General features: G+C 43.0%; 13 protein-coding genes and 2 pseudogenes. 13 read left to right on the top strand and 2 right to left on the bottom strand.

Annotation, left to right across the window (positions count from 1 at the left end; genetic code table 11):
• Positions 1-6 precede the first annotated feature (6 nt).
• A complete protein-coding gene (locus WAX46_RS15980; RefSeq protein WP_426853288.1) occupies positions 7-90 on the top strand; it encodes an IS3 family transposase in 84 nt (27 codons plus the stop codon).
• 44 nt (positions 91-134) lie between these two features.
• Here WAX46_RS15980 and WAX46_RS14625 read toward each other — a convergent pair whose 3' ends face one another.
• On the bottom strand, positions 135-1,124 hold the full coding sequence (locus WAX46_RS14625) for a LacI family DNA-binding transcriptional regulator (protein WP_226570088.1): 990 nt from the start codon (positions 1,122-1,124) through the stop codon (positions 135-137).
• 110 nt (positions 1,125-1,234) lie between these two features.
• On the opposite strand from WAX46_RS14625, the gene WAX46_RS14620 reads away from it, so the two are divergent.
• From WAX46_RS14620 to WAX46_RS14585, 7 genes are all read left to right on the top strand, one after another.
• Positions 1,235-2,560 (top strand): DegT/DnrJ/EryC1/StrS family aminotransferase, encoded by a 1,326-nt coding sequence (locus tag WAX46_RS14620; protein WP_226570090.1) that lies wholly within the window; start codon positions 1,235-1,237, stop codon positions 2,558-2,560.
• Positions 2,535-3,401 (top strand): HAD-IIB family hydrolase, encoded by an 867-nt coding sequence (locus WAX46_RS14615; RefSeq protein WP_226570092.1) that lies wholly within the window; start codon positions 2,535-2,537, stop codon positions 3,399-3,401. Before WAX46_RS14620 ends, WAX46_RS14615 begins: the two co-directional genes overlap by 26 nt.
• Entirely contained in the window at positions 3,398-4,444 is a 1,047-nt protein-coding gene (locus tag WAX46_RS14610; protein ID WP_226570094.1) for a Gfo/Idh/MocA family protein, read from the top strand. The genes WAX46_RS14615 and WAX46_RS14610 overlap by 4 nt, the downstream gene beginning before the upstream one ends.
• A 54-nt stretch (positions 4,445-4,498) precedes the next feature.
• Positions 4,499-5,686, top strand: coding sequence for an MFS transporter (locus tag WAX46_RS14605; RefSeq protein ID WP_226570096.1), 1,188 nt, complete (start codon positions 4,499-4,501; stop codon positions 5,684-5,686).
• 118 nt (positions 5,687-5,804) lie between these two features.
• A complete protein-coding gene (locus tag WAX46_RS14600; RefSeq protein WP_226570099.1) occupies positions 5,805-6,434 on the top strand; it encodes a LysE family translocator in 630 nt (209 codons plus the stop codon).
• A 112-nt stretch (positions 6,435-6,546) separates the two neighbouring features.
• Positions 6,547-6,930, top strand: a complete 384-nt coding sequence (locus WAX46_RS14595) for a UPF0715 family protein (protein WP_226570101.1) — start codon at positions 6,547-6,549, stop codon at positions 6,928-6,930.
• Positions 6,931-7,279: 349 nt separating this feature from the next.
• The gene (locus WAX46_RS14585) at positions 7,280-8,038 is read left to right on the top strand and encodes a YqcI/YcgG family protein (protein WP_226570105.1); all 759 of its coding nucleotides are present in this window, start codon (positions 7,280-7,282) and stop codon (positions 8,036-8,038) included.
• Here the strand turns inward: WAX46_RS14585 and WAX46_RS14580 are convergent.
• Positions 8,033-9,382, bottom strand: a complete 1,350-nt coding sequence (locus WAX46_RS14580; RefSeq protein WP_226570107.1) for an amino acid permease — start codon at positions 9,380-9,382, stop codon at positions 8,033-8,035. The genes WAX46_RS14585 and WAX46_RS14580 overlap by 6 nt on opposite strands.
• Positions 9,383-9,461: 79 nt before the next feature.
• Here WAX46_RS14580 and WAX46_RS14575 point away from each other — a divergent pair, with 79 nt between their 5' ends.
• The 5 genes and pseudogenes from WAX46_RS14575 to WAX46_RS14555 form a co-directional block, all read left to right on the top strand.
• Positions 9,462-10,058, top strand: coding sequence for a DUF1989 domain-containing protein (locus WAX46_RS14575; protein ID WP_226570109.1), 597 nt, complete (start codon positions 9,462-9,464; stop codon positions 10,056-10,058).
• Positions 10,059-10,255: 197 nt separating this feature from the next.
• Positions 10,256-11,077 carry an ammonia-dependent NAD(+) synthetase gene (gene nadE, locus WAX46_RS14570; protein WP_226570111.1) on the top strand — a complete coding sequence of 274 codons (822 nt, stop codon included), beginning with the start codon at positions 10,256-10,258 and terminating at the stop codon, positions 11,075-11,077.
• An 83-nt stretch (positions 11,078-11,160) separates the two neighbouring features.
• Positions 11,161-11,563: pseudogene (locus tag WAX46_RS14565) on the top strand (hypothetical protein); the annotation flags it as partial.
• Between the two features lie 33 nt (positions 11,564-11,596).
• Positions 11,597-12,154 carry a shikimate kinase gene (locus WAX46_RS14560; protein ID WP_226570113.1) on the top strand — a complete coding sequence of 186 codons (558 nt, stop codon included), beginning with the start codon at positions 11,597-11,599 and terminating at the stop codon, positions 12,152-12,154.
• 110 nt (positions 12,155-12,264) lie between these two features.
• Positions 12,265-12,587: pseudogene (locus WAX46_RS14555) on the top strand (IS3 family transposase); the annotation flags it as partial.

Here is a 12,587-nt window from a genome sequence, read left to right as displayed (position 1 = left end):
GATTACATTCAATTCTATAATCACGATCGATTCCAGAAAAAATTAAACCAGTGTGCTCCGGTAGAATACCGTCACACACTGGCAGGTTAGGCTTTTTATAATTGTCTACTTGACAGGGATAAGACCATTTTTGTTTATGTAGATTCTCTTGTCACGAGCTCGGTGGGTAGCTGAATATGTTCACGTTGCAATGGCTTTTGCTCTTGCAAGAGCTGTATCATGTGCTGCACAGATCGCTGGCCAAGCTCTACGATCGGGATGTCGATTGTTGTGATCGTTGGAGCCGTTACCTCGCAAATATCTTGATTATCATAGCCAATGATTGCCAGATCCTCGGGAATTTGATAGCCATATAAAATGGCTTGTTTAATGAGCCCTGCTGCGACTTGATCATTGCCGGTGAAAATGGCATCAGGGGCATCCGGCATGACATGGATGAAGTCCATCAAACGAAAGCCGTCTTCAATCGTAAAGGCCTCACCGAATAGCCAATCTTCGTTTAGCGGCAAACTGTGGGCAGAAAGTGCATCAAGGTAGCCCTGTCTTCTTTGTTGCTGTGCCTCACTGCTTTCCGTATCAAAACAAAATCCGATGGCTTTACGCCCCGATTGAATCAAATAGTCAACAGCTTTATAGGCGGCTTCACGCTCATCGTATCCAATAATTGGAATATCTGCTGTTTGATGATATTCATTGGCCAAGACGATGGGGCCGTTTGCTAAAAGTGGCTTAATGTTTTCCCACTTATTTTCTAATGCCCCCAAAATGACACCATCCACTTCTTTTCTTTTTAATAATTGAAGCCCTTCAAGCTCTAGTGATTCTTTGTAAAACGTTTGGAGCACGATGGCTTTATACCCTTGATCCAGTGCTTCCTTTGAAATTCCTTTAATCAATTGTGCAAAAAAAGGATGATCCACAGCTGGTACAGACACAGCAATGGTCTTTGTCTGATGTGAACGAAGGGTGCGAGCCGCTGAACTTGGTGTATACTCCATTTCCTCCATCACCTGTAAAATGTGTTGGCGTTTTTCCTCTGACACGTATGGATGCTGATTCAGCACCCGCGAAACAGTGGTGGTCGAAACCCCGCAGAGCCTGGCAATTTCATAAATTGTACACATATTAACAAATCCTTTACACAAAGTTATTGTTCTGAAATCGATAACATCATTTACAATGTGGAAAAAGTTAAATTTTAACAAAACAGAATTAATTAATTGGAGGGAATGGAATGCAAATATTGACGAAGATATCAGGTAAAAGCAAGGATTATCTAGTTTTGCTGGATATGATCAATCAAGGTGTTCAAATAAAGGCTGATTCGGTTGAAAAGAATCTAGCGAACGAAAAGCTGATGACGTTCCTTGAGCAAAATATTGAGCGCAAGGGTTTGGAAAAAATTCTCTTCCATTATAAACAAAATAAGGAAAAAAAGATACCGTTCCTGCCAGTTGATAAACTGATTTCAGAGGATGAGATCGATGATATTATGCAGGTGATGAAAGAGGTATTGAATTCTGGGCGTTTTACGTCAGGTCCATACATTCCGTTGTTTGAAAAGACGCTGGCAGAGTATTTAGGGAAAAAATATGTCATTGCCACGTCAAGTGGAACAGATGCTCTCATGATCAGTCTCATATCAGCAGGTGTTCATCCAGGAGACGAGGTCATTCTGCCAGCCAATAGCTTTGCCGCAACAGAAAATGCAGTGCTTGCCATTGGCGCTGTTCCGGTCTATGCCGATATTGATCCAGAAACCTACTGCCTCGAACCAAGTGAAATCGAGAAGCATATCACGGATAAGACGGTATGCATTCTTCCAGTTCATTTATATGGAAAGCAAGCGGATATGAAGGCTATTTCGATGATTGCAAAGCAGCATGATCTGAAAGTGATTGAGGATGGCTGTCAGGCGATTGGCAGCAGCGGACTTGGGGCATTCGGAGATGGACTTGTTCTCAGCTTTAATCCATACAAAAACCTCGGAGTCTGCGGAAAGGCAGGAGCCATTGCAACAAATGATGAAGCCCTAGCGGAAAAATGCATGGAAATCAGCTATCATGGCTTTGAAGTAGGAAAGAAAAATGTCAAACGCAGTGACTACGGCTTTAATTCAAAGATTGATAACTTGCAAGCAGCGATAGGACTAGAACGAATGAAGTATTTAGGTCTGCAAAACTTTAAACGCTTTTACTTAGCGAAGCGATACATTGATCAGCTGCAAACGCTTGAGGATGAAGGATACATGAAGCTTCAGAAGCTGACGAACGATCATGTATGGCATCTATTCCCGATCAGAGTGCTGAAAGGAGACAGAAATGAGCTGGCAGCGCAATTGCTGAAGATAGGTATAGAGACAGATGTCTATTACCCGATCCTATCACATCAGCATCAAACAAATCTTGTCTCTAAAAAATATAAACAAACGACACTTCCGCATACGGAAAAAGTAGCACAGCAATTACTTCATTTGCCCCTTTATCCAGGAATGCCGCTACAGGATCAAGAGAAAGTCATCGAGGGGGTCCAACATGTTATCAAATCTTCCATTCAATAAAAAGCTGCTGAATCAGCCGCAGAACCCGCAATGGATTGTTTTCTGTGACTTTGATGAAACCTATTATTCTCACGGGATGACAGAGAAGCAGAGAGAGGATGTAAAGAGGTTAGAAGCATTTGTGGCGGAAAAGAGCGAAGCAGGACAGCTCATGCTGGGCTGGGTGACGGGAAGCAGCCTCGATTCTGTCACGAGCAAAATGGAAAAAGGCGGTTTCAGTCAATTCCCACATTTTATTGCGTCTAATTTAGGAACTGAAATTATGTACACATCCCATTCACATTTTGGACAGCCAGATGCAGAATGGACGAAGCGGCTGGATGCGCAGGGTTTTTCAGATGAAAAGATTGAAGACATCCTACAAACCATTCGTAAAGAGTGGATTACCCTCAGACCGCAAACACAGCTGGGCAGCTCAGGGTATAAGAAGAATTTCTATTATCAGGAGCAGGATGAACGAGCAGACCTTCATCATCTATCGTTTATACAAACTCTTGCGAAAGAGAGAGGGGTGGCGGTCAACATCAATAAATGCAATCCGCTCGCAGGAGACCCTGCGGATTGCTATGATGTAGATTTTTTACCAGTAGGGACAGGAAAGGATGAAATTGTCCGTTTTATGCTGAGTCGATATGATCTACCAAAAGACCGTGGCTTTGCCTTTGGTGATAGTGGGAACGATTTGCGGATGCTTCAATCCGTCACGCACGGGTTTCTCGTACAAAATGCAACCGCCGAGGCCAAACGGCACCATCATCAAATTTGTCATCATGGATATGCAAAAGGAATCTATGAAACACTGAAAACAGTGATGTATAAACATGAGGAGGCACATTCATGAAGAAAATTGGAATTGTTGGAGCAGGGAATATTGCAAAAGCACATGCAAGAGCATTATTAACGATTAATGGCGCAGAATTATCCGGCGTCTATGACGTGCATGAATCGGTTGCTCAGGGCTTCATTAAACAGTACGGCGGACGGGTGTATTCAAGTATCGATACACTAGCGGATGCATCTGATGGGCTGATCATTGCTTCCCCCAACTTTTGTCACAAGGACCATGCACTTCAAGCGCTCAGAGCGGGACAGCCGATTTTATGTGAAAAACCGATGGCTGTTTCTTTGAAAGAAGCGAAGGAAATGGTGGAGACAGCCAAAAAGTTACAGATTCAGGCCAGTATGGGCTTTAACTATCGTTACTTATCCTTCGTGAATATTCTGAAGAACTTGATTGCCAACGGTGAATTGGGCCGCATTTTAACGGTCAGGACACATTTTAAGAAAAATAGTGCCCTCAGAAGAAAGACATTTTCGTGGAGAGACAGCGGCGAGAGTCTGCGTACAAGCGGTGCATTAGGGGATCTTGGGATTCATTTAATTGATATGCTGTGGTACTTGTTTGGCAGTGAAATGAAAAAAGAATCACTGAACACGAAGATGCTGACACATGTAAAGGAAAAAGAAGAGAAAAAGGTTCAGGTTGATGATCATACCGAGATTTTTGGTCAAATGGAGAACCAAGTGTTTTTTCATTTGGTGACGTCCAAAAGTACACAGCCTGAGGAATGCGGATTTAGTGTAGAAGTGATTGGTCATGACAAAGTATTTAAATACCATACGAATATGAAAAAAGAATATGAGGTAAGTGATGGATTTTGTGTAGAACGTCATCAAGTGCCGCAAACCTTGCTGACTGATCCCCCAAATGAATTTTATGGATGGTCCGATACGTTCCGTGATCAGCTAATGCATTGGGTGAATACAGAGCCATATCCATCTCATATGAAGATGGCTGATTTTGAGGATGGGTATCGCGCGCAGGCTGCGCTCAATACGTGCTTCGAGAGGGAAGAGGCTGTCGTGTCTTCTCGTGCATATTAAAGAGGTGGAGCGGAGGACCTCATAACTCCGTTCCTTTTTAGAGGAAGTGAAAAGATGAAAAAGATGTTTTATTTTGGCTGTGTCTTTTATTTTTTTATTGGGACCATTCATGTGTTTTTTGGCAGCTTAACTCCTTATTTGCTGTCTAGTTATGATAAGGGTCCCGGGGAATTATCTTCTTTAATCTTTTTTCAGTTTATTGGTTTTTTGACAGGTGTTCTTTTATCCCCAATTCTTGTGAGAAAAAAAGGCTATGGTGCTGTTCTGACCATGGGACTGATGCTGATGATCGGGTCACTTCTCCTTGGGCTTTTGGTGCCTGGCTGGACGACACTTGTGCTGGCAGGATTTTTTCTTGGAAGCGGTGCGGGCAGTCTTGAGACAACGGCCGGTGCGTATGTGATTTCGATGGGGAACAGTGCAAAACGAATTAGCATTATGGAAGTTTTTTTTGGATTAGGTGCGTTATTGTTCCCTCTAGTGATCCTGCTGACTGTCACAGAAGAGACGTGGTATTATGTGTTTTTATTTCAGGTATGTGCGCTAACATTCTTCCTCATGCTCTGGCTTGTCTTTATTAACAAACTGCCTCATGGACAGATGGCTGCTCCTGTTCATGCGATCAAGAAGCCATCTTTACTTCTTGATCGCAACAATCGAATGGTTGTGGTGCTCATGATATGCTTTGCTTTTTTCTACGCAGGAATTGAAACAAACTTTGCCAATTTTTTGCCGTCGATCATGCTAGAAAAAGGAGAAGCCAGTTGGAGCCTCTTTGCTGTCTCCACTTTCTGGACAGCGATTGTCATCGGCCGAACTATGATTGCAAGAAAAGCAGATCAGCTGCATCCGCTGCGTTTTTTAAAGCTCAGTGCGACGCTCATGATCCTGCTGCTTGTTGTATTTGCACTGACAACCCACATAGCGGCGCAGCTGATTCTCATCTTTTTCATCGGCCTGTCCGCAGCTGGCATGTTTCCAATCGCACTGACTGCATCCGCAATAATGATTGAAAATGCCATCGACGAGGCAACGAGTTATTTTATTGCTGCCGCAAGTTTGGGAGGAGCCTGCTTGTCCTTTTTGATTGGATTTAGTCTTGAATGGGCGGGGGCAGCAAGTGCCGTCTTTGTTTTCGCTTTTTTAGCTGTTCTTCTGTTTGCAGCTGCCATTCAAATGAATCGTTCTCGGAAAAAAGAAACGGTTCTCACGCAGCAGTCGGCGCTGAAAGCAGAGCGGTAAGCAGCTTTATCAAATCGCTTCTCTTCGGGTCAACCTGAAAAGATGACAAAGGACTTGTACTAAAACACCGAGTGTTTGAATAACATGTACAAGTCAGCATCAAAAGGAGGACGTGTATGTGACGGTGTTCTTTGGATATATCTTTTTAGGGTTGTCACTTTCAGCGCCTGTTGGGCCAGTTAATGCAGCCCAAATCGACAGAGGGATTAAAAGTGGATTTTGGCACGCGTGGATTTTTGGTGTGGGAGCCATGGCTGCGGATATTGTGTATATGCTCCTCATTTATTTTGGTGTCGCCCAGCTTTTGACTGCACCTCTTGTGAAAACCTTTTTGTGGTTGTTCGGCTTTGTCGTTCTGACCTATACCGGCATTGAAAGCCTACGTAAAATCAATTTGCAGGAGAGTCCGAAAAAGGACGGAGGAAACACATCGATAGGAAAATCGTTCATGACGGGGTTTTTCATTTCTTTTTCCAATCCGCTCAGTATTTTATTTTGGCTTGGTATCTATGGCAGCATTTTGGCCAATACGATCGAAAAGTATGGGACATCTCAAATACTCATGTACAGTTTAGCCATTTTTATCGGCATGCTCATATGGGATTTTTGTATGGCGTTACTCGCCAGTACATTTAGACGCTATTTAAATGAACGGATATTGAATGGCCTATCTGTTCTTGCAGGCCTGTCTTTACTCGGCTTCGGTGCTTATTTTGGGTATCAAGGCATCATGGCGTTGATTGGTTAGAAGGATGAGAAAACAGACTGACACGTTCAGTCTATTTTTTTGTCATATTTGACAGAAATGGGACACTCTTAAATAATGATGGGAGATACATTTATTTGAAGGAGCTTTTGCCATGCGTATTTTCCTGCCAGTATTCAACTATGTGTGTATGCTGATTCTGTCTATTATCACAGCGACATTCGTTTATACGATCCTATTCTCCACGCCTGAAGCCGGCTTCGGTCATGTGGAGATCACCAGTCTTTTTATTTTAATCGCTTATGTCTTATTTGCTTCACCTATACAAATTGTTTTACACCGTCACCCTAAGAAGTTTCGAAGCCGTGATTTATTGGTTTATTTTATCGGGGCATGGGTGGTTTGTTCCGCGCTTGCATTATGGATTGATTATGGATTTGTCGTATTCATTAGCTACAAAGTCTATCTATTTAGCTTTTGTGCGTCTCTCATTTATTGGTTGTTGGATTCGGTCTTTTTAATGAAGAACCAATCATAGAGGCTTTTTCCTTTTTTCTTCTCCTGAAAATGAACGTGTATGACCTTCGAGAATCCGCTTGATACAAAAGCGAAAGCTGTCATCAAAAAGAACCAGTATAGATTGCTAAGGTCAAATCCAGTGTAAGTAAAGATGAAAATCGTGGAGAACACGAACGTTAACATGAGGACAATCCATATCCGTTTGAATAGGAGATAACCAATAAATCCCCAAAGCAAAGCCATGACCGGCAGTAAAATAAGATAAGATTCCACCTTGTAGATGCGTATGAAAGTCGTTGAAGGACAGTCACCACAGCCTTTTTTTCTCATAGGCTATGGAGAAGACGCTAAAAACGAGGTGGAAGATAATGGCCCAGCTATATGCAAAAAGTTGCCTTGATCAAAATCTACGATCACTAGAAGAATGGAAGCAGGATGCTTTCACACAATTTGGAGAGATGGTAGGAGATGAGGCAGATACATTTCCTTGTGTACCAGGCAGACAAGGATTTTTTCTAGATCATTTGCGTTATGGGTTTGTTGGTGATCCGCGGGGAGAAGAGGCTGTGAATGAGTTAGCAAAGCTCTTAAGGGATTATCAAAGCTGTTCTAGGCAAACCGGTCAATATGCTTCATTCATTTGCTTTTTTGAAACGCCTCAGGATTTGAAAGAACGTTCGATTGAAGAGTTTGAGGATCAGTTCTGGGCGTTGGTTCAGCGATTACATCAAAAGGATGAAATGAAATGGCCTGAGCAAATTCCAGCAGATCCTGAGCATCATGAATGGGAATTTTGTTTTCATGGAGAGCCGTATTTTATTTTGTGCTCGACACCCGCTCACCGTCTCCGAAAAAGTCGACATTTTCCTTATTTGATGATGGCGTTTCAGCCAAGGTGGGTGTTTGAGAAGATGAATGGATCAACCACATTTGGGCAAAAAATGAGCAAACTCGTTCGGAAGCGGCTCAAGGCGTATGATCAAGTAGATGTACACCCTGCGTTAAAATGGTACGGCGATCAGAAAAATTTAGAGTGGAAGCAATATTTCCTATCAGATGATGAGGCTGAGAAACCAGCCTCCGCCAAATGTCCATTTACTGCATTAAAAAACATGATGAAATTATGATGCGGTCTGATCATGCTCCCACTTTTTCCTCATCAATAGCACCATGATGGCAATCACTGCAATGATCCCAATGCTGATAAAAAATCCAGGTCGTCCGCTTGCCTCTGTCAGTGTTCCTGAAACGGCGGCTCCGATTAAGAGCAGCGCAAGAATCATTTCGCATGTTTGGCGAGTGGATGGCTTTGATAGCTTTTTACTTGAGAGTAGAATGAACACCCATGTGTAAAGAAGAGTAAGACCGGCGGCTGTTGTTAGATGCTCGTAGATGTGTTTGGACAAAAAGATTGCAAGTAAAATCGAGACAATTAATCCCGCAGCGGTTAAGATGATCGAGGACCATCTGACATGAGATGGTTCTTTTTGTTTAAAACAAGCAGGTGCATCTTGATGCTCCGACATTGTGCCAAGCAGAGTCGTAACCGCATATAGAGAGGCAACCAATGTAGAAAAACCGGCAATAATAAAAATGCCATTAAAGATATGAAGGAAAATCGACAAATGAAAAGGCTCTAATGATGTAATAAATGGACTGCTGTTCTCGTTAAAGGCCGTCACTGGTACAAGCAAGAGAGCAAGTCCGATCGAGAAGATATAAATGACTGCTAGAATGATCAGCATGACACGACCAGATTTTGCGGCGTCCTTCGGGTCTTTTAAATGAACCGCCATCAGCCCCATCACTTCAATTCCCCCGAATGCATAAAACGCATAAATCAATCCATTCCAAAGACCAAGAGGTCCAATAGGCATCCATTCGTGATCTTTGTTTGGCAGATGCAGGGACGGTTTATGATCTGTGAGAATACCGCATAGGACAAGGACAGCGAGGATCATAAACAGAAGGATCGCCCCTATCTTCAGCACCGCAAGGACGTTTTCCGTCTTCTGAAAAGAACAAAGGCCAATGATAATCACGAGCAGGGCAAGAGCCGAATAAATCGCAGAAAACACCCAAAGCGGAACGGATGGAAACCAGTGACGGGTAAAAAGAGAAATCGCCGTCAGTTGACTCCCCGTAATCAGCATTTCTGAAAACCAATACACCCACCCATTGCTAAAACCCGCCCAGCGCCCATACGCCTTACGAGCATAGGAACAGAACGACCCTTTGTCTGGGTTTTCGGCTGTCATCGCAGCCAAGTGTTTAAAGACCAGATATGTGCCGACCGCAGCAAGCAAAAATGAAATGCAGACGGAATAACCGGACTTTGTAATGGCGATGCTGGAACCAAGGAAGAAGCCAGTGCCAATTGTACAGCCGACTCCAATGAGAGAAAGCTGCCACCAAGATAAAGATTGTTCTTCTTTCAATGCATGTGCAACACCTTTCCAATTCAATAACATTAGCTTGTGACCCTCTCTTGTTTTTATACATGATCGGGAAGACGTTTTGGGCATACTGTCATGGAAAGGAGTGCATGTGATGAACGGGGAATACGTGATTTTATCAAAGGATGGTCAAGGCTTTCGTTTAGGAAAAGGCCAATGTATGCGAGTGGTTGATGTCGAAGGTCAGCAAGTAGCAGATGTGATGGCGTATCATGAGAAGGATTTTTATGAAAAATTTGATCAAGGCGCTACAATGGACAGCTTGTTCTCCTCCAAAGTGAAAAAGGGTGATAAGCTCTATTCTAATTTATATAAACCGATGTTTACGGTCATTGAAGATACAGTGGAATGTCATGATTTGTACATGCCTGCCTGCCGGCAAGAAATGTATCAGCTCTTATATGGCCGAACGCACTTAGAGGTCATGCATACATGCTACGATAATTTGCGGACAGCCTTTGAGCCGTTCGGTATTCCAAAGGAGGACATGTATTATCCTTTTAATGCTTTTATGAATACAGTCATTGATGAAAAAGGAAAGCTGTCAGTGGAGCTGCCAAAATCGCTGTCCGGTGACTACATTCGCCTCCGTGCGGAAATGGATCTCATTGTGGCGGTGTCCGCATGCCCGGCTGACATTGGCAAATGTAATGGTTCAAGCTGTACACCCATACGGGTGGAAATAGATTGAAAAAGGAAAGGCCATTCACAAACGACTTCGTCTCTTTCACTTGTAAATATTTGATCATTTATGAAAAAGGGGAACGTCTAAAAAATATCCTTTATCAAAACATGGTATAATTAAATTTCTAAAATCGTTATCAAATCAATCGAATTGAGAGTAAAACCTGTTCTCTTCATGTAGAGGATGCTTAGGAGGAAAAGTGTATGAGTTTGCAGAAAAAGATCAGCCAAGAGTTGCATGTGCAGCCCTCAATTGACCCAAAGCAAGAGATCGAAAAACGGGTTGGATTTCTAAAGGATTACTTGAAAAAGACCGGCGCAAAAGGATTCGTCCTCGGCATAAGCGGCGGGCAGGATTCGACACTTGCAGGTCGTCTCGCTCAGTTGGCTGTACAAGAGCTGCGTCAAGAAGGAAAGGAAGGTGCTGTCTTTATTGCGGTACGTCTACCGCATGGCGTGCAGCAGGATGAAGACGATGCTCAGCTGGCTCTATCATTTATTCAGCCGAACAAGTCATGGAAATATGATATTGCGCCTGCGGTGACTGCATTCAGTGATCAATATCAAAAGGAAGCAGGTGGCCCGTTGTCTGACTTTAATAAAGGGAATGTCAAAGCACGGATGCGAATGATCGCACAGTATGCCATCGGCGGACAGGAGGGCCTGCTTGTAATAGGTACAGATCATGCGGCAGAAGCAGTGACTGGCTTCTTTACAAAGTATGGTGATGGCGGTGCGGATGTCTTTCCGCTCACAGGTTTAACCAAACGCCAAGGCCGGAATCTGCTAGAAGCTCTTCAAGCACCGGAACGCCTGTATTTAAAGAAACCGACCGCCGACCTGCTGGATGACAACCCTCAGCAAACGGATGAAACAGAACTTGGTATTACGTACAATCAAATTGATGATTACTTAGAAGGAAAACCAGTTTCAGATCAAGCAGCAGAAGCGATTGAAAAACGCTATGTTCAATCAGAACATAAACGCCAAGTACCGGCTTCAATGTTTGATGACTGGTGGAAATAAGGAAATGACGGATACCTCTCCTATGATGGAAGGGTTTTTTATGTGAAATTTCAGATGAATGTGACAGGATGCACCGAACGTAAATCAAGAAGGGTGTGTCTGTCAATGTGGCTAGTAAGCTGCCAGTTGTGGTTGGCTTGCTTCTGACAAGTACCATTGTGTTGGCGAATTTCACCACGAGTATTCCGATCGTACTCGCCACTTTGTCCATTGCCTCCTTTGCGCAAGGATTGTCAAATATCTCATGGACCATGCTGTCTGAAGTGGCACCCAAAGAGATGGTTGGACTGGCTGGTGGTGTGCTTAATTTCTTTGGCAATTTTATCTGGGATCATCACACCGCTGATTATCGGGTTGATTGTATCAGCGACAGGCTCGTATAACGGCGGTATTTTATTTTTCATTCTTGTGGCCTTAGGAGGGTCGTTGTTTAAGAATACCTATCTTTTTTCAACCTATTTATCATATAATAGAAACATTATGTAGCATTCCTTGTCGTAAGGAGGACGTATCACGAACATGAAAATCAATAGAGAAATCCCTGTGAGACAGCGAAATATTGTCCTCATTGGCTTTATGGGAGTTGGAAAAACAACCATTGGGCAGCTGGTTGCCAAAAAGCTATATAGAGAGTTTATTGATGTGGATCAGGAAATTGAGAAAAAGTACAACATGACGATTCCAGAAATCTTTCAGCAAAAAGGAGAAGCGTTCTTCAGACAGGCTGAAAAGGATTATATCGTCTATTTATGTGAACATACACAGCTAAAGATCGTGTCTCTTGGAGGAGGTGCGTTCAAACAGGAAGAAATCAAACGCTCCTGTTTGAAGCATTGTACAGTTCTTTTCCTCGATCTATCTTGGGAGAATTGGAAACAGCGGCTTGATATTTTAATTGAAAACCGACCTGTTCTTCACAACCGGACGATTGATGAGATGAAAGAGCTGTTTGAAGAGCGTAGAGAAATTTATGCCCTTCATAACTCAAGAGTGGAAACAGATCATCTGGAGGCTGAAGAAGTCGCCAATTATATTGTGGACACACTCAAGATCGGCTGGGATTTATATTCAAAATAAAAAAGTCTATTCGTCGGGACTGACCCCCTAAGATGAGACAAATAAAAAACACCTTCAAGTTTGAAAACGGACCGTTGTGATCCGAAATAAAACAAGGAGGTGTTTTTTCTATGGGGACAAGAGTGAGTTATCCAGTTGAAGTCAAACAGAAGGCTGTAGAAATGAGATTGGCAGGTGTACCTATGAAAGAGATCATGCAGGAATTGAATATCAAGAATAAGACGCAGGTTCAGACATGGGTGAGGTGGCATAAGGCTGGGGATACACACAGGTTCGAACAGCCTGTTGGAAAACAATATATCTATGGAAAGGGTCCCGAGTACTCTTCCGAATTAGAGAGACTGCAGGCAGAAAATCGTTATCTGAGTCAACAGAATGAAGTTTTAAAAAAGTACAACGAATTGGAAAGGAAGTTGATAAGGAAACGTCAATC

This window comes from Bacillus sp. FJAT-53060, assembly GCF_037104745.1.
Taxonomy (GTDB): Bacteria; Bacillota; Bacilli; order Bacillales; family Bacillaceae; genus Bacillus; species Bacillus stratosphericus_B.
This window is presented reverse-complemented; position numbering and strand designations above follow the sequence as displayed.